The 18,293-nt window shown below is 34.9% G+C and carries 15 protein-coding genes; 5 read left to right on the top strand and 10 right to left on the bottom strand.

Annotated features, from left to right (window positions below):
• The first annotated feature begins 405 nt into the window (after positions 1 to 405).
• The gene (locus CCY99_RS07750; RefSeq protein ID WP_112060846.1) at positions 406 to 837 is read left to right on the top strand and encodes a CoA-binding protein; all 432 of its coding nucleotides are present in this window, start codon (positions 406 to 408) and stop codon (positions 835 to 837) included.
• Between the two features lie 76 nt (positions 838 to 913).
• Positions 914 to 1,663 (top strand): diaminopimelate epimerase, encoded by a 750-nt coding sequence (gene dapF, locus CCY99_RS07745; RefSeq protein WP_112060845.1) that lies wholly within the window; start codon positions 914 to 916, stop codon positions 1,661 to 1,663.
• Positions 1,664 to 1,674: 11 nt separating this feature from the next.
• On the opposite strand, the gene CCY99_RS07740 is transcribed toward dapF, so the two are convergent.
• The 10 genes from CCY99_RS07740 to CCY99_RS07695 all read right to left on the bottom strand — a co-directional run bounded on the left by CCY99_RS07740 (position 1,675) and on the right by CCY99_RS07695 (position 14,196).
• Positions 1,675 to 4,467 carry an autotransporter outer membrane beta-barrel domain-containing protein gene (locus CCY99_RS07740; RefSeq protein ID WP_112060844.1) on the bottom strand — a complete coding sequence of 931 codons (2,793 nt, stop codon included), beginning with the start codon at positions 4,465 to 4,467 and terminating at the stop codon, positions 1,675 to 1,677.
• Between the two features lie 76 nt (positions 4,468 to 4,543).
• Positions 4,544 to 5,359 (bottom strand): hypothetical protein, encoded by an 816-nt coding sequence (locus tag CCY99_RS07735; protein WP_112060843.1) that lies wholly within the window; start codon positions 5,357 to 5,359, stop codon positions 4,544 to 4,546.
• 8 nt (positions 5,360 to 5,367) lie between these two features.
• Positions 5,368 to 6,636, bottom strand: a complete 1,269-nt coding sequence (locus CCY99_RS07730; RefSeq protein WP_258443898.1) for an N-acetylmuramoyl-L-alanine amidase — start codon at positions 6,634 to 6,636, stop codon at positions 5,368 to 5,370.
• A complete protein-coding gene (locus tag CCY99_RS07725) occupies positions 6,633 to 7,277 on the bottom strand; it encodes a Fic family protein (RefSeq protein ID WP_112060842.1) in 645 nt (214 codons plus the stop codon). Before CCY99_RS07725 ends, CCY99_RS07730 begins: the two co-directional genes overlap by 4 nt.
• Before the next feature lie 21 nt (positions 7,278 to 7,298).
• Positions 7,299 to 8,393 (bottom strand): nitronate monooxygenase, encoded by a 1,095-nt coding sequence (locus tag CCY99_RS07720; RefSeq protein WP_112060841.1) that lies wholly within the window; start codon positions 8,391 to 8,393, stop codon positions 7,299 to 7,301.
• Positions 8,390 to 9,574: a tyrosine--tRNA ligase gene (tyrS, locus tag CCY99_RS07715; RefSeq protein ID WP_112060848.1), complete on the bottom strand. Its 1,185-nt coding sequence runs from the start codon at positions 9,572 to 9,574 to the stop codon at positions 8,390 to 8,392. The genes CCY99_RS07720 and tyrS overlap by 4 nt, the downstream gene beginning before the upstream one ends.
• 44 nt (positions 9,575 to 9,618) lie before the next feature.
• The gene (locus CCY99_RS07710; RefSeq protein WP_112060840.1) at positions 9,619 to 11,775 is read right to left on the bottom strand and encodes a RelA/SpoT family protein; all 2,157 of its coding nucleotides are present in this window, start codon (positions 11,773 to 11,775) and stop codon (positions 9,619 to 9,621) included.
• Between the two features lie 28 nt (positions 11,776 to 11,803).
• Entirely contained in the window at positions 11,804 to 12,022 is a 219-nt protein-coding gene (locus tag CCY99_RS07705; protein WP_112060839.1) for a DNA-directed RNA polymerase subunit omega, read from the bottom strand.
• 11 nt (positions 12,023 to 12,033) lie between these two features.
• Positions 12,034 to 12,777 carry a UMP kinase gene (gene pyrH / locus CCY99_RS07700; protein ID WP_112060838.1) on the bottom strand — a complete coding sequence of 248 codons (744 nt, stop codon included), beginning with the start codon at positions 12,775 to 12,777 and terminating at the stop codon, positions 12,034 to 12,036.
• 126 nt (positions 12,778 to 12,903) lie between these two features.
• A complete protein-coding gene (locus tag CCY99_RS07695) occupies positions 12,904 to 14,196 on the bottom strand; it encodes an adenosylmethionine--8-amino-7-oxononanoate transaminase (protein WP_112060837.1) in 1,293 nt (430 codons plus the stop codon).
• Between the two features lie 105 nt (positions 14,197 to 14,301).
• Here CCY99_RS07695 and CCY99_RS07690 point away from each other — a divergent pair, with 105 nt between their 5' ends.
• Genes CCY99_RS07690 through ftsZ form a run of 3 tightly spaced genes read left to right on the top strand, consistent with a single transcriptional unit; the run spans position 14,302 to position 18,288 of the window.
• Entirely contained in the window at positions 14,302 to 15,750 is a 1,449-nt protein-coding gene (locus CCY99_RS07690) for a peptidylprolyl isomerase (RefSeq protein ID WP_112060836.1), read from the top strand.
• Between the two features lies 1 nt (position 15,751).
• Positions 15,752 to 17,119 carry a cell division protein FtsA gene (gene ftsA, locus CCY99_RS07685; protein WP_112060835.1) on the top strand — a complete coding sequence of 456 codons (1,368 nt, stop codon included), beginning with the start codon at positions 15,752 to 15,754 and terminating at the stop codon, positions 17,117 to 17,119.
• Between the two features lie 17 nt (positions 17,120 to 17,136).
• Entirely contained in the window at positions 17,137 to 18,288 is a 1,152-nt protein-coding gene (ftsZ, locus tag CCY99_RS07680) for a cell division protein FtsZ (protein ID WP_112060834.1), read from the top strand.
• Positions 18,289 to 18,293 lie beyond the last annotated feature (5 nt).

Raw genomic sequence — 18,293 nt, 5'->3', positions numbered from 1 at the left:
ATTTCTAAGCGAATCTATTTCCTTAGCTTATATCCTAATCCTACTTTTTATATAAACAAGGTGTAAAAGAAAGATTAAATTAAGATTATCTTAAAAACTACTTTAGTAATTTTAAAAGATTGTGTTAGTTTTATATAAATAAGAGTGGGTGTATCATCTAGATTATCTATAAAATCATAATATCAGCATTATATAAATAATAGTGGGATTAGATTAAAAAAATCACTTAAATATAAACAAATAAATATAAATAAAATATAGATTCTGGAATCTAAACTAAATTTATACACTATACGATTGAGCAGATTCTGCAATCATTATTTTTTAATCCACAATTATTTTTTTGATATAGAATCTCACTTAAAATATTTGGTAAAATCTAGTAGTTTAAAATAAAGGTGAAATATGCAATCCCAAAATAACATAAAAGAAATTTTATCTATAAGCAAAAATATCGCTATAATCGGGCTTAGCCCAGATGAGACAAAAGACAGCCATATCGTCGCCAAATATCTACAAAATGCAGGATATAAGGTCATTCCAATCTATCCAAAAGGCGATTTAATACTAAATCAAAAGGTTTATCACAATCTAGATTCTGCAATGAATGCGGAGAAAATCGATATTATTGTGGTATTTAGAAAAAGCGAATCTGTGCCTGAAATCGCTGATAATCTACTAAAAATTTTACAAAATAAATCTATTTTGCCACCAAAGATTTTCTGGCTACAATTAGATGTAAAAAGCCCATATGCAAAAGAGATTCTAGAAAAAAATAATATACAAGTTATAGAAAATAAATGTATAAAAATTGAGCATAGAAAACTATTTTCATAAACTAGTAGATTATCTATCCTATGGGATTCCAGCGAGGATTCTAAAGCAATCCCAATATTTAAAATAAAGGAAAAATATGTGGCTTAGCAAATATAGTGCTTCTGGGAATGACTTTTTGATTTTCCATACCTTTAAAAAAGATGATTACTCAAAACTAGCAAAAAAGCTATGTAATAGACATAATGGAATAGGAGCTGATGGACTCGTAGCTCTCCTGCCACACACAAAATACGCCTATGAATGGGACTTTTACAATAGCGATGGAAGTAATGCAGAGATGTGTGGGAATGCAAGTAGATGCGTAGCTCACTATGCCTATAAAAATCAATTAGCTCCCAAAAAACATAGCTTTTTAGCCAAAGCAGGAGAGATAAAAGTCGAGGTTAATGGGCTTGTGGTGGAGGTGAATTTTGGCAAAATCAAAATGCTAGATAAAAATATAATAGAAAATAACTTGCATTTTTATTTATTAGATTCAGGTGTGCCGCATTTGGTGGCATTTATAAACGAAAAGTCGAATCTACCAAAAAATAAAAATGATTTTTTACAAAATCTAAGACAAAAATACAATGCAAATGTGAATCTTGCCTATATCAAAAATAAGAATAAAATCCATCTAGCCACCTATGAGCGGGGCGTAGAGGAGATAACACTTGCCTGTGGGAGCGGAATGGCAGCGACATTTTATCTTGCCCTAAGCAATAAAAAAATTAAAAATGATTGCATTCTAATCCCGCCAAGTGGGGATAAACTTCATTTTAGAACTGAAAAAAATGATGTGTATTTCAAAGGTGCTGTGCAAAAAATAGGCGATGTAATAATTTAGATTTTATTAACCTAAAAGTAGAATCTCAATGTTGCCATTCCGCCGATAAGTAGGGATTTTTTAGTAGAAGCCCTAAAAATTCCGCTTAATCCAATGGAGCTAAAGCTATTCATCTGCCCCTCGCCACCGATGATAAGTGAGCCGAAAATCTCACCTTTTTCCACGCCGTAGGTTAGTGGCGTATTTAGGAAAATGATAGTTGTGTCTTTTGCATTGCTAAAAAGTGGGATTATGACCTCCGGGCGAATGAAAAAATAGCCCCCAACCCCAAAAAACGACCTCCACTCCAAGCCCACAACGCCATCTAATCTTTGCAAATCATTTATAAAATATGTCGCATTCAATGCTCCATTTTGGGCTATTTCGCCATTATTATTTTGCGAATACTCCGCCCCAGCAAAGAGTTTCAGCGTATTTGAATTAAAATGCAATAATCCACCCAAGCTTAGTGCCACATTTAGGGCGTTATTTTTATACTTGCCATTGCCACTAAAGCCCCCAAGCGTATTAAGGGCGTTAAAGTTAAATTTATTATTCGCTAGATTATAACTCGCTAAAAAATCCAGCTCAAAAGCAGAATTGCTATATCGCAAATATCCCCCAAACTGCATATTGTTCGTGTTAAATTTCAATCCATCATCGCTTAAGTTTTCGCCCACATATGAGCCATAAATCCCTAAGAGAAAATCGCCCACATACACATCATAGCCCACATTTAGCCCATAGTTATACCCGCCGCTTAGGGAGTTTTTCACATATCCGCCTAGCAGTGAGGCATAAAGACTTTGGGAGAGCGAATTGGGATTTGCGTTGGGATTTGTGGAGTTTGCTGGGATTCCTGTGGTTCGTGCGTTATTGCCAACATTGCCTAGATTCCTAGCACTTGGAGCTTTTAGGTTATTTTGCCTATAAATATTACCCACGCCCCTTTGCCTAGCATTTGAAGCATAGAGATTATCGCTAATTCCGCTAGATTCGGCAGATTCGCTAATTCCGGAAAATTCATTAGATTCGCCGGATTCGCCAATTTTAGCAGATTTATCAATTGCAGAATCCGCATTAGATTCGGCAGATTCGCCGGATTCATCATAGATTCCGCTATTTCCCGCATCGCTATAGATTCGCTCATAGTTTGCCGGATATGTGAAATTACTGGAATTTGCGTAGTTTCCATAAGCTCCGCAATTTGCATAGCTATTACTCGCAAGGCGGATATATTCCACTCGTTCAAACTCGCTCTCCGCCACTCGCCCACGACTAAATCCACGCTTTACAAGCCTATTTACAATGTTGGAGCGATTTAGCATATTTATTTGATTTGCGTTATTTGTGAAGTTTTGCATAAAGTTATTGATATTATTTCCAAGCGTTTTTATATCATTTGCACCCATATTTTTAAGCCTATCGCTTAGATTCACATCATTATAAATACCCTCAACTATTTTTTGCGAATTTCCGCTTAAGCCCACGCTTCCGCCGATATTTTGGATAGTTTTTTCACTAATGTTTAGTAAAATCTCATTTGCATTTTGGCTTAGGATTCCGCTGTAAAATAGGCTTAAAGAACCATCACTTGCATAGATATTAATATTTCCTAAAGTTAGATTATGGGAAAGCAAAGAAGTCGCACTAAAAAGCACACTCTCCCCCACGCTCCCCACGCTATTTATACTAAGAGTGGTATTTTGTATGTCAATTTCATTTGCCTTAATTTGGCTTTTTTCATTCATAAATATATTTGTATTTGCCCCAGAAGCAAATCGCCCTGCCACTTCGATTGTGCTATTATTTAGGCTAATATCGCTATATGCCCTATTTGTAAGATTCCCAGTTATATTAATGCGACTATTTTTTGCATTTATTTTTGAGCGATAAATCGCACCTGTATCATCTCGCATAAATCCGCTACTAACAAGATTTGTCGCATTAAGATTGCTGGAATCTAGATTTAGGATTCCAGTGCCATAGATTCTAGTAGTTGTTGTGCCTAGATTTTCAGTGCTATATCCGCCATTTTCCAAAGTGCCATTTACGCTTAAGAGACTATTTGTGATATTTATTTGCGAAGATTGCGTATTTTTACTACGATGAGTTTCCATATGTGTCGTGCCACTAGCGTATTTTCTACGCAAGAAAATCGCCGAATTATTACTTAGATTCCCATTTATCGTGGTGGTGGAATTATTTACTAGATTGATAATACCTGCTATGCCGTAATAATCACTCATCTGCCCATTAAAAACATTTTTAGTGGTGATAGTGGCAGTTCCGCCGTTATTCTCCAGCCCAAGCCCCGAGTAAAACAGCACATAATCGCTGATATTTAAAGTAAGATTCCCATAATTTGCGATATATCCATACGCCCCACCAGTGGCATTTGTGGTTCGAAAAGTTGTGCCATTTTCGGTATATGAGGCATTTTGAGCGATTTGGATTCTACTGCCGTTATAATGTGTAGCAGATACGGCAGAGCCGAAATTAAGCGTCAAATTTGAGTTTGCATTAATAGAAATATTTCCACAAGTAGAAGATTCATAGCAATCATAAAATTGAATTTCCTTGCTTAAATCCGCTGGAATTATAGTGAGATATGAAGCTAAAGTGCCATTTGTGGAGTATGTAAAGCCATTATTTGCGTCAATTTCCCATTTGTTTGGGTCGGTATTAAATGGAGTGCCTACGACTTCACGAGTGTTATTATCGCCACTATTTAGCGTAATTTGTGCTGGAAGTGTATTACCAAATGCAATATTTGGCAAACTAATAATAATTGCAACGATAAAAATTGCGAATATCCTTTGCATAACCCCCACCTTATTAGTGAATTATACATAAAAATGGATAATAAACGAATCTATCAAGATTCCAATGTATAGAATCTCAATGCTCTAATTTTATTGATATGTTTAAAAACCAATACAATAAACCAAGTGCATAAAAAAATGAACTTGCATAAAATAAATTACATTGTTCTAATAGATTTCTAGATAATATAAATATAATAAATCCACAACAAAGTAGAAAAAGATTAACTACACTATACAATGTTATAGCATATCTAGAACTAATGGCAATTCGTAAAAATAACGCAATACTAAATATAGATAATATAATGTCTATTATTGAATAAATATTGCTAAAATCATATTCTTGTATTACATATCCAAATAAAAATATAATACTAACATTAAGACTCGGGGCAATCTCACGGATATAAGTCTGGTAAAAATAGCTATCATAAACCCTACGCTTATAAAAAAAGCTAAGGGCTGGAATCATCACAAAATAAATAAATACAACGCTATCGAAAAATAACTTTTTAGTGCTATTGATAATCGTATGACTTTCCTTGTATGAGTAGATTTCTAGCATATTTTGTAAATCATCACCTTTTGGATTAAAAAATATATTTGTCAAAAGTAGGATTATAAATAAAAACATACCAAATATAATGAAATTATTATATTTTCTATCTTTTTTAATATACCTAGTTTTATAGAGATACAATGAGAAACAAAACCCACAAAATAAAACTATTCTTGTTATTTGGACAAAAAATCCATCAGGTTTTAACATAATTAAAAGTAGATTATCAAAATTAACAATGAGTAGCGAGGAAATAATAGACAAAAATAAAAATAATGAAAAGAAAAAAAATAGCAAGGAGAAAATCATTTCAATTTTTTGTTTTGTCATACTTACCCTTAGAAATTTTTCACAAAATAGCTCTCAATGCCATTTGCAATTCCAAGTGCGATTTTATCCTGATAGGCTTTTGTTTGGAGCTTTTTTAGGTCGCCCTCATTTGTCATATAGCCCACTTCGACTAGCACAGAGGGCATAAGCGCCCCAGCTAACACCCAAAATGGTCCCTCTCTAACGCCCCCATCAGTAGTATTTCTATAGATTTCCCTAGCACTGCTTAGCATTCCACTTTGAACATCGATTGCAAGTTTGTTGGAGGCTAAGAGTCGTTGGGAATTTATGGAGTTTAAAAATGATAATTTGGAGAAATAATTCATTACCTCAATATCATCTTTATTCTCTAGCTCTGCGACTTTTCGTGCCCGCTCGCTCCTTGCAGTGGATAGGAAATAGGTCTCAATGCCATTCATCGTTTTATAATTTTTGGATTTTTTATCTAGGGCGTTGGCGTGGATTGACACGAAAACATCGGCATTTTTGTCATTGGCAAATTTCGTTCTAGCTGTAAGGCTAATATATTTGTCGTTTGAGCGCGTTAGGAAAACCTTATAGCCACGCTCTTTTAGAATATCCCTAGCTTTTTTGGTGATATTTAGGACGATTCCTTTTTCACAGATTCTATTCACTTGTGCTCCGCAGTCTTTCCCGCCATGTCCGGGGTCTAAAACGATTATTTTATCCTTTAACTTAGAATCTATCGTTGTGGCTTTTGGAGATTCTGTTTGTTTTGGAGTGGGCTTTTGGGCGGGTTTTGTAGCTGGTTTTGCAGCTTTAGCGGAATCTTTAGAATCTGCTTGAATGGCTTTTGGGTCTATATTTTCAAATAGATTTGCGATAGGCGAACTTGCGGAATCTTTGGAATCTATTTTGGATTTTGCCGTATCTTTAGCAGTTTTAGCGGAGCTTTTCGCAGAATCTGCAGAATCCCCAAAGCTAAGAGTTAGCACATTTTTATTGATATTAAAATTTAGATTCTTTGGACTTTTGGTTTCTATTACAATTCGCGAGATATTTTTATTAAATTGTGCGATTGTAACGACATTATTTCCAAGCTTAAAACTCCGCCTTTTTAGCGTAAGTTCGGCTTTTATATCATAATAGATTCCAGCTTTTATGGTGTATTTTTTAAAATCACTTTGCTTGATATTTTGATTAAAGGTTATGCGAACAGCGTAGTTTGCCTTGCTCCCCGTGGCATTTAGAGCAGTTATTTTCAATTGGGCTGAAAATAGCAAAAATGGCATAAGTAGTATTAAAAAAATTCTCAAATCTTTTTCCTATTTTCATCAATTGATTTTAAAAGCTCAAAACTCGTATAAAAGTCGTAGCCCTCGTAAGAGTAGCTAATATCGACATTTCTTGCAAATAGTGAGAATTCGCCTATATCTTGGTTTAATGCATTTTTAAGCAACGCTTTAATTTCGGTGTCCTTTATAGGGCTTCGCTCCATAGCTAACATATAATCCGCTTTGGAGATTCGGCTCCACTCGATAGTGAGTTTTAGGGCGTCTCGCATCATAAAATCAAGCCAGATTCGCATACTCCTGCCATTCCCCTCTCTAAAGGGGTGGATTATATTCATCTCTACATATTTTTCGACTATCTCATCAAATGAGCCATTTGGCATATTTTCGACCTTTTTTATCGCCTCATTTATGTAGAGAACTGGGGCAAAGCGAAAGCCACCTTTTGAGATATTCTGCGTCCTTATCTGCCCTGCAAAATGATAGATTTCCTCAAATAGAAATTTATGAATTTTTGCCAAAAAATCAAATTTATAAATATCGCAAGAAATGAAATTTTTATTATCAAATAACCTCAAAGCCCGTTTTTTGCTAATAAGCTCCTCTTGCTTATCTAGCTCAAATTGGCTTTTGATATTTAGCTTATTTTCTAAAACCTCGTTCATTTGTTCGCTTTTGGCTTTGGCTTAGTCTCGCACTAACTCGCCGATTAGCTCTTTTACGCGGATTATTTTATCAATCCTATAGCCATTTGAGCCACTGAAATAAAGCCCTGTTTCTAGGTTCCCATTACTCGCATCGCCTAGTCTATCAGCTATGCAATATCCCACCTTTTTCGCCTCAACTCCTCTGTGGCAGGGCTGGACGCAGTTGCTAACACAAGCGATTTTTGGGGCGGTGCCATTTTCCAACGCCCTTAAGATTCCCACATTTAACGCCCTTGCTGGGTAGCCCACTGGGGATTTTATAAGCTTTATGTCGTCTTTTTTGATTTGTGGCATAATATCCAAATACGCCTTTGCGTCGCACTCATAAGTCCCTAGGAATCTAGTCGCCATTTGCACCCCGGAGGCTCCCAAAGCCATAAATCTATCAATATCACCTCTATCCCAGATTCCCCCAGCGGCAATTACTGGGATATCGCCTTGATTTTTCGCCTCTATCAACACATCTGCAAGGATATTTTCTAGCTGAAATTCCTCCTTGAAGCAGTCCTCATATTTACACCCTTGATGTCCGCCACTCAAAGGTCCCTCCACAATCACGGCGTCCGGAATGCGATTATATCGCTCCTTCCAGCGTTTACACAAGATTCGCAACGCTTTTGCGGACGATACTATCGGCACGAGTGCGACATCTGGGAAGTTCTTGGTAAATTCCGGCATATTTGTAGGGAGACCAGCTCCAGTGATTATGATATTTGCCCCCGCTTCACACGCATCTTTTACCACTCTGCCATATTCGTTTATGGCGTATAAAATATTTGCGGCAAGTGGGGAATCTCCGCAGATTTTCCTAGCGTTTTTAAATATTTCAAAAAGGGCATTTTTGGAGTAGAAGTTTATCGCTTCAAATGGCTTTGAGCGGACGATTTTCTCTGCAAAATGCATTTTTTTATAGTATCCAGTCCCCACACAGCTAATAGTCCCCAACGCCCCATTTAGCGAGACATTCCCAGCTAACTCGTCCCAGCTTATACCCACGCCCATTCCGCCTTGTATGATTGGGTATTTTATAGTGTATTTGCCTATTTTAAGTGATTTTAGAGTAGTTTTTGTCATTTTATTTTTGCTCTCACAAATTTTCTTTTGCCAATCTGCATTACATATATACCAGATTTAAGCTTAAAATTTTCATCAAATAACTTTTCGCCCTCAATCCTAAACGCCCCTGCCTTAATGTCTCGCCTTGCCTCTGAAGTGGATTTCGCCATACCAGAATCTACTAGAAATTTGCAAATCCAAGTGTTAGATTCCCCCTCGAATTCCTCTAAATCCTCCGGAATCAAATCTTTTGAAAAAATCGCATCGAAGTTTTCTTTCGCCTTTTTTGCGGCTTTTTCATCGTGGTATTTTGCCACAATTTCTAGTGCTAAATCCTCTTTTGCCTTTTTTGGGTGAATCTTAGCAGATTCCACGCCCTCTCTTAACGCCTTTAATTCCTTTAGACTAATGCCACTTAAAAGCTCATAATACCGCCACATCATAGAATCCGAAATGCTTAGAATCTTAGCATACATCTCATTTGGCTCATCAGTAATGCCGATGTAATTCCCAAGCGACTTACTCATCTTAGCCACGCCATCAAGCCCCTCTAAAAGTGGCATCATAAGCACGGATTGCTCCTTAGAAAGCCCATAAGAGCGTTGCATACTTCGCCCAACTAGCAAATTAAACTTTTGGTCGTTTCCGCCACACTCGATGTCGCACTCCATAGCCACACTATCATAGCCTTGCAAAAGCGGATACATAAACTCCACAATGCTTATTGGGAGATTTTCCTTATGCCTTTTGGCGAAGTCATCTCGCTCTAGCATTCGTGCAACGGAGAATTTTGAAGTTAATTGTAGCATTCCCTCGCTACCTAATTTGCTAAGCCAAGTGGAGTTAAAGCAAATCTCAAACTTGCTACTCCCAAGAATCTTGCCAACCTGCTCTTTATAAGTTTGGGCGTTTTTTAGCACCTCTTCGCGGCTTAGGATTTTCCTTGTTTCACTTTTGCCACTTGGGTCGCCAATCATCGCCGTAAAGTCGCCAATTAAAAACTTTATCTCCCCGCCATATCGCTCTAAAGTCGCAAGTTTGGATAAAAGCACACTATGCCCCAAATGCAAATCCGGCGCAGTCGGGTCGAATCCAGCCTTTACTATAAATCTCTGCCCAGTTTTAAAGAATCTTTCAACCAAGCTTTTAATATAATCTAGTCCAATTATCTCGCTAGAGCCTCGTTCTATCTCGCTCATTGCTTCAATTATCTTAGATTCCACGCTTTCCCCTTTCTTAAAATTTATTGTGTATATGCGTCTTTTAGGCTAAAAAAATCAATTATTTTATATTTTTTTGAGAGCAGATTCCGCAATGTTTTTATATCATTTGTGGTGCTTTCAAATACAATCTCACAAGTCGTCATAAACTGATTTTTATACCCACTATAGGAGATTCCAGTTACATTGCAATCATATTTTGCAAGAGTGGATAGGAAAGTAGCCAAAGTTCCCTTTCTATCCTCCAATCCCACTATTACTTTATATGAGTTTGCACTATCCTCTTTCCAATCCACATACACCATTCTAGCCCCATTATTTACCTCTAGTCCCGCTCGCTCGCAAAGCTTGTGGTGGATAAAGACCTTAGAGCCATTCTTAATCGCCAAAACCTCATCATTATGCTTTGGGTGGCAACAATAATCAAAAAGCGTCTCAGAAATCGTGTGATTGGAATAAATAATTAGATTATTAAACTCCTGCTTTTTTAGCTTTAATCTATCTAGGCGAATTTTGGATAGGAAATTTACATTATTTTTAAGATTATTTTTAATGCGATTTTTCACATCGATTAGAAAATCCAAATCTTTCGTGCATTTTGAGATAGAAGAAAGGAGATTATTTTCTTTTACAAAGCCCTCAACTACATTTAGATTATGGTCGAAAAATATCGTAGAAAGGATATTTATGGCAGATTTCTGCTCGATTTCCCTTAGCTTTTGGGCACATTGAAGTTTTAGATTACTTTTTGCCCTCGAGGTTTTTACCGCATCAATCCAAGTGCATTTTGGCTCTAAATGATTACCACGAATAATCCGCACAATATCGCCACTTTTTAAAGTCGTAAGAAGCGAGGATTTTTGATTATTGATATATGCCTCTTTGGCGTAGCTCCCTAATTCCGTATGCACCGCATATGCGAAGTCTAGTGCCACCGCACCCACCGGAAGCGTATAGGTATCACCTGCTGGGGAAAATACAACAATATCCTCTCTATACAAATCATTTTTAGCGAGTTCATAAAACTCCTCAATATTATTATCTTGGTATTGGAGATTGCTAAGCCAATCCATTGATGGGACAATTCCAGTATTTTTATATTTCCAATGTGCTGCTACGCCAAACTCCGCGGAATTATGCATCTTAATGGTGCGAATCTGCACTTCAAAAATAGAGGATTCATCAAAAACGGTGGTGTGAATCGTTTGATAGCCATTTTCCTTTGGGAGTGCAATATAGTCCTTGAATCTTGAAATTATCGGCTTTAGATTTAGATGGATTATCCCTAAAGCCTTATAGCAGTCAATATCCTTATTTACGATAATTCTAATAGCTAGTAAGTCCAGAATCTCATCAATGCTAACGCCCTTTTTTTGCATTTTTAGAAATATGGAATAAGGTCGCTTTATACGACTTTCAATCCTAAAATCAGATTCCATAAAGCCATTTTGCATAAGTATTGATGAAACCTTAGCGATGAAATTATTTAGCTTTAAAACCAAATCTTGGCGATGAGAATCTAAATAAGAATTAATCCTATTGTAATCATCGCGAAAAATATAATAAAAGCTCTTGTCTTCAAGCTCGTTTTTTATCGATGAGATTCCAAGTCTATGAGCAATTGGGGCGTAAACTACGAGCGTTTCTTCGGAGATTCTCCGTTGTTTATGCTCTGGGAGAACATCTAGAGTTAGCATATTATGCATTCTATCGCTGATTTTTATCACAAGTGCACGAATATCTTTAATCGAGGCAATTAGCATTTTACGAAACGATAGGGCGGAGGCTACGAGCTTTTCATTCGTATCGCTGGAGGAGGGAATCTCCTCTTTTCGTATATCAACGATTTTAGTTAGGGAATCCACCAAACTTGCTACATCATCGCCAAACTCGCTCTCAATCCAATCAATATCATAATCCGTATCTTCAACCACATCGTGTAAAAGAGCCGCACAAATCATAGATTCTTCCCCACCATAATACGCCACAATGCACGAAACTAAAATGGGGTGTATGGCATATGGAATCCCACTTTTTCGAACCTGTCCTTCGTGTGCGGCAATGCAGGCATTTAGGGCATTCCTAACCTTTGGACTCATCGAATAGAATAGTATATTTTCTAATCTATCGGTGGCTTTGTCAATGGTGTCAATATCATTTAATGAAGAAAATAGATTCATAACCCAATCTCTATCCTAACTTTTAGGATTAATCTATAGTATCAATTCTATCTATAAAAATCTTGCCTTCAGCTATCTCTTTTAATGCAATATCTGTCAATTTATATTGTGTTACATCCATATTTACAAGAGGAGTTGCACCTTCGCCTAACTCTTTTACTCTACTAAAAACAAAGCAAGATAGTTTATATCTATCATTATCAACTTTTTCTAAAGCTTTTTCTAAAACTTCTTCAATTCTTTCCATAAATAAATCTCCTAATCTTGGTTATTAACTATTGAATAAATACCTTTTTGATACTTAATAATTTCTAAAAGATTGCTTGGCTTAAACATATTGCAAACAATTATCGGCAGATTATTATCTTTTGCTAATGCAATTGCCGTATCGTCCATAACCTTAATATTATCCTTTAGGGCTTGGTCGTATGAAAGGCTATCAAGGCGGGTAGCATCTTCGAATTTATTTGGGTCTTTGTCATAAACGCCATCGACTTTCGTTGCCTTTACAATCACATCTGCGGCAATCTCAATCGCCCTAAGTGTGGCTGCTGTATCTGTAGTAAAGAATGGATTCCCAGTCCCAGCTGCAAAAATCACAACGCGACCTTTTTGAATATGTCGTATAGCCCTACGATAGATATAAGTCTCGCAGATTTCTTGAATCTCAATGGCACTTTGCACCCGCACATCAACGCCAAAATGCTCTAATGCCTCTTGCATAGCCACTGCATTAATAACAGTTGCTAACATTCCCATATAATCGCCACTTGTTCGGCGGATAATCCCGCCCTCACTTGCACTCACACCGCGTATAATATTCCCTCCGCCAATAACAATACAAACCTCAATATCATTATCAACTAAGAGCTTAATTTCCTTTGCGATATATCGCAAGATGTCAATTTCTATACCAAATCCATTTTTACCAGCTAGTGCTTCACCGGAAAATTTAACTAAAATTCTATTTTTTCTAATATTATGTGGCTGAATATCCTGCATTTTATACCTTAAGCTTAAATTTATAATTATTTTACATTCACAATAGAGCAATAAAAACAAACAATAAAGATTCGAAATCTTATAAAAAATATACTTAAAATTTGATATAAAATTTTAGTCGCAAATCTATTTGCCTAAAGTTTTGATGATATTTTTAAGTGCATTAATAACAAAAATAACCTCTTCTTTTGTAATCACATATGGTGGCATAAAATAAACTACATTACCCAATGGACGGATAATTAGCCCCTCTTTTAGTGCTAGATTCGCAAATCTTAAGCTAAAACTTCTATCATATTTTACATCTAAATCAAAGGCGAAAATCATACCTTTTCTACGAATATTTGAAACTATGCTAAACTCACTTAATTCACAAAATTTATCAAAAATAAAATCACTTAGCATTCTATTATTTTCTATAATATTATTGTTTTCAAAAATATCAAATGTAGCATTTGCACAAGCAACGGCAAGTGGATTGCCATTATAACTATGAGAATGCAAAAAAGATTTATTATAATCCCCATAAAAAGCATCATAAGTATCATCGCTAACAACAACGACAGATAAAGGCAAATATCCACCTGTAATACCTTTTGATAAGCATAAAAAATCGGGTGTAGATTCACATTCTTCTAATGCAAACATCTCTCCACTTCGCCCAAAACCAACTGCAATTTCATCAAAAATAACATAGATTCCAGCCTCTTTGCACATTTTAGAAGCCTCTTTTACAAACTCTTTTGGGTATATATTCATTCCCCCTGCACACTGAACTAATGGTTCTAATATAAACGCACAAATACTATTGCTATGTTTTTGTAATATAGAATCTAGCTCATTTAAAGCAATATTAATAGAATCCCTAGTGGAATCTTTTGGAATAGGAGTTTGCATATTTGATATTAAAATATTTTTATAAGTTTGCTTGTAGATTCCAATATCACAAACACTCAAAGCCCCTATAGTCTCGCCGTGATAAGAATTTTGAAGTGATAAAAAAATACTTTTATTTTTACCTTGCAAAAGATTTAGATGATGACTCATTTTTAATGCTATCTCCACAGCAGAGCTTCCATTATCGGCGTAAAAACATTTATCAAGTTTATTTGGTAATGCTGAAATTAATCGTTTTGATAATCGAACTATCCCCTCGTGCGTGTATCCAGCGAAAATAATATGCTCTAATATGTCAATTTGCTCTTTTAATCTTGCATTGATGTAGGAATTATTATGCCCGAAAATATTTACCCACCACGAGCTAATACAATCAATATATTTATTATCATCAAAATCATAGAGATACACTCCTTTTCCAGATTTTATCGGTAAAATAGGAAAATTATCCATATCTTTCATTTGAGTGCAAGGATGCCAAATATATCTTAAATCATCTTGCAATAAAGTTTTAGCATTCATAAATAAAACCTTATATTTTTATTAAAAATAATTTTGTGCTATAATCGCAAAATTATACTCTTTTTGCTAGAATTTAGCTTAATTTATATAGGAACAGCACATATTATGATTACTTGGATGCAAAAACACAAAAAATACTTAATTATCACAATCTGGATAAGCACTATAGCATTTATTGCCGCTGGTATGGTTGGCTGGGGTGCATATAATTTTTCTTCATCATCTTCTAGCGTTGCGAAAGTTGGTGATATTTCAATAAGTGTTGATGATTTTAATAGAGAATATCAAATCTTATACAGACAATACAATGAACAATACACTGCCTTGATGGGAAAACCACTTGATAATGAGCAAGCAAAACTACTTGGTTTAGAAGATATTACGATAAAAAGACTCATAGATAAGGCATTATTAGAAAATTTTGCACTAGATTCTGGAATACGAATAAGTGATGAGGATATTGCCAAAGAGATACAAGACATTGCAGATTTTAAAAAAGATGGCGTTTTTGATGCTAGTTTATATAAAGAGATTTTAAAGCAAAATAGACTAAAGCCTGCTGTTTTTGAGGAAAGCATTAAAAAAGATTTAATGATACAAAAAATACTAGAAATATTTCCTAGCATTGTAACACCATTTGAAAAAGAGATTCTATCATTGCCTATAAATCTACAAGATAGGCTTTTTATACAGATAGTAACAGATAATCAAATCAAAGTTAATATAACAGATAAAGAATTAGAAGAATTTTACGAAAATCACAAGGATTCATATAAAACGCAAAAAGAATTTGAGGTTGAGATTATAGAAGCAAAACTAGATGATATACAACCAAACCAAGAAGAATTAAAAAACTATTATGATGAAAATAAGGCAAATTATGCAACAGATGGAGTTATAGCTGAATTTGATACTATAAAAGACACATTAATAAAAGATTTCCAAAAAAGAGAAGCCCAAAAAGTTGCACTTAAATCATATGTTGATTTTAAAGATAGCAAGATAGAGGGAAATAAAAAAACTATAAATGAAAATGATATAAATGATGATATATTACAAGCATTGAATTCTGCGAAAGATGGGGATATAATAAAGCCTATTTTAGATGATGATGTATTTATTACAATAAAGGTTATAAAAAAGATTCCACAAACGATACAAAGCTTTAAAGACGCAAAAAGTAAGATTATGGAAGATTATTATCCTATAGCAAAACAAGAAGCATTTAAAAAATATGTAGAATCTAGAATCAATCTATTTAAAGGCGTTGATATTGGATATTTTTCTATAGATGATACAAAGCCGATTCCGGGGCTTGCTGATTTTGAAAAACAGCAATTATTAACGAAAGTTTTTAACACAGATAAACAAAATGATTATTTGATTGTAGGTAATAAGGCGATTTTATATAAGATTATGGAACAAAAAATGCTAAAAGATTCTTTAACTTCAGGAGTGTTGAATAATATAAAATCTGTATTTTTAGAGCAAACTATTCTTGATTTTTTAGCTAATACATATAAAATAACAAATAATCTAAGAAAGGATTCATAAGTTGGAACAAGTAATCCTAGGCATTGACATAGGTTCTTCAAAAATATGTTCTTTGATTGCAGAAATAAAATCCGGGAATCCACACATCATAGGTATGGGGGTTCAACCTGCAAAGGGAGTTAGAAAAGGTGCAATAGTAAATATAGAACAAGCTAGTAGGTCGATAAAAGAATCTGTAAATGATGCAAAAAGAATCGCTGGAACAAATATATCTCAAGCGATAATATCAATATCCGGAGCTTATACAAAAAGCATAAATAGCACAGGAATAATAAATAATCCGCATAATGACATAGGAATCCAAGAAATAAATAGGGTTATGCAAACAGCCCTATATAATGCAAATATTCCCAATAATCACGAAGTATTACATGTTTTACCATATTTATTTAAGGTAGATGGCAGGGAATATATAGATGACCCATTTGGTATGAGCGGAACAAGGCTTGAAGTATCTGTCCATATAGTAACAGCACAAAAAAGCGGATTGGAGAATCTTAAAAAAGCAGTTAGAAATGCAGGGATTGAAGTAAGTGAAATAGTTTTAAGTGCTTATGCTTCATCGATTGCTGTTTTAACAAATGATGAAAAAGAATTAGGTGTTGCCTGTATTGATATGGGTGCTAGTAGTTGCGATATTATGATACATTCTGGAAACTCTATGAGATATAATTATTTTTTAGGAGTGGGCTCTGGGCATGTTACTCAAGATATTGTTATGGTTCTTAGCACCACTCCAGCAGCAGCAGAAAAGATAAAAATTGACTTTGGCACTTTATTTGACTTAACCCCAGAAGAGATAACATACACACTTGATATACCGACAATAGGCACTGACGAAAGAAGAGAAGTATCATTGGAAATTTTACACGGAGTGGTGGTTTCTCGTGTTTTAGAGACATTACAAATGATTGAAAATGCAATCGAAGTGAGTGAGCTAAGAAATAATCTAGGAGCTGGTATTGTTATCACTGGTGGAATGGCATATATGAAAGGCTTAAGAGAATTAACTTCCAATGTATTTAAAAATCTCCCCGTAAGAATAGCAAATCCAAAGGAGATAAACGGCTCATTTGATTCTCTAAAAGACCCAGCATATGCAACGGTAATAGGTCTAATACTTTATGGTTCTGGAAAATATACAAATTATGAGCTAGATTCTAATAAAAAATTAAAATACAATCAAAATAAATCTCCTGAAAACTCAAATTTATCCGATTTGAATGATAAGGAAAGTGATTTGACAGATTTGGTAATGTCAAAAAACGAAGAGAATAAAAATGAAAAAAATAATATAGAAATCAAGCTAGATAAAGGAAAAAATAAAACTGGAGATAAATTTATGAAATGGCTAAAAGAGCTATTCTAAAGGAGTAAGGAAAGGTTATGGAAATAAATATCGAAGAATTGCAACAAACAAACGAAATAAAAATTACCGTTGCTGGTGTTGGAGGCGGTGGAAGTAATACGATAAATCATCTAAGCACACACGGTGTTCATAAAAGCATTAATTTAATAGCACTAAATACAGATGCCCAACACCTAAATACTATAGAATCTCATAGTAAGATTCAGCTTGGTGAAAAAACAACAAAAGGTCTTGGTGCAGGAATGATGCCTGAAATCGGGAGAAAAAGTGCTGAAGAAAGCTATGAAATAATAAAAGAGTCATTTAAAGATTCTAATATCGTTTTCGTTGCAACTGGACTTGGTGGTGGCACAGGGACAGGAGCAACACCTATAATAGCAAGAGCCGCTAAAGAAATAGGAGCTCTCACGATAGCCGTAGTAACCAAACCTTTTAAATTTGAGGGCAAACAAAGAGAAAGAGTCGCTGAAGATGGCTTAAGGGAGCTTAAAGAGGAAGTTGATTCTATAATAGTAATACCAAATGAAAAGCTACTTGCAACAGTTAGTAAAGCCTTAGGAATGAAAGATAGCTTAAAATTAGTCGATAATGTCCTATCTCAAGCCGTAAATGGAATCTCATCAATAATATTAAATGATAGTAATGGTGGTTTAAATGCGGATTATGCGGATTTGGCTAAGGTTATGGAGTTTAAAGGTTTAGCATTAATTGGTATTGGTGATAAAGATGGAGAGGATTCTGCTATGGAGGCTGTTAGAGAAGCGATAGAATCTCCACTTTTAGATAATATAAGCATAAAAGGTGCTAAAGGTGCTATTGTATATTTTGAAGTAAACGACCAATATCCAATTAGTATGCTTAATGACGCAGGAGAAGTAGTAGAGCAACAAATAGACCCTAATGCTTGGTTTAAAACAGCATGGGCGTTTAATAATGAAATGGCACCTAATCAAGTAAAAGTAACATTAGTTGTAACAGGATTTGAAAAAGAAATATTAAATAAAGATATAAATCCAGAATCCAATAATGCAAATATAACAATGAAACCAATGAAAAACAGCTCATCTGTCGCATTAAAAAAAGTTAGTGGATTACCTGAGAGCTTATTTGACAATCAAGATGTGCAAGACTTGGATTATCCAGCATTTTTACGCAATCAAAGGGATTAACTCCT

The organism is Helicobacter sp. 16-1353 (assembly GCF_003288815.1).
In the GTDB taxonomy this organism is placed as follows: Bacteria; Campylobacterota; Campylobacteria; order Campylobacterales; family Helicobacteraceae; genus NHYM01.
Note: the sequence above shows the minus strand (reverse complement) of the source record. Positions and strands in the feature narration are given on the sequence as shown.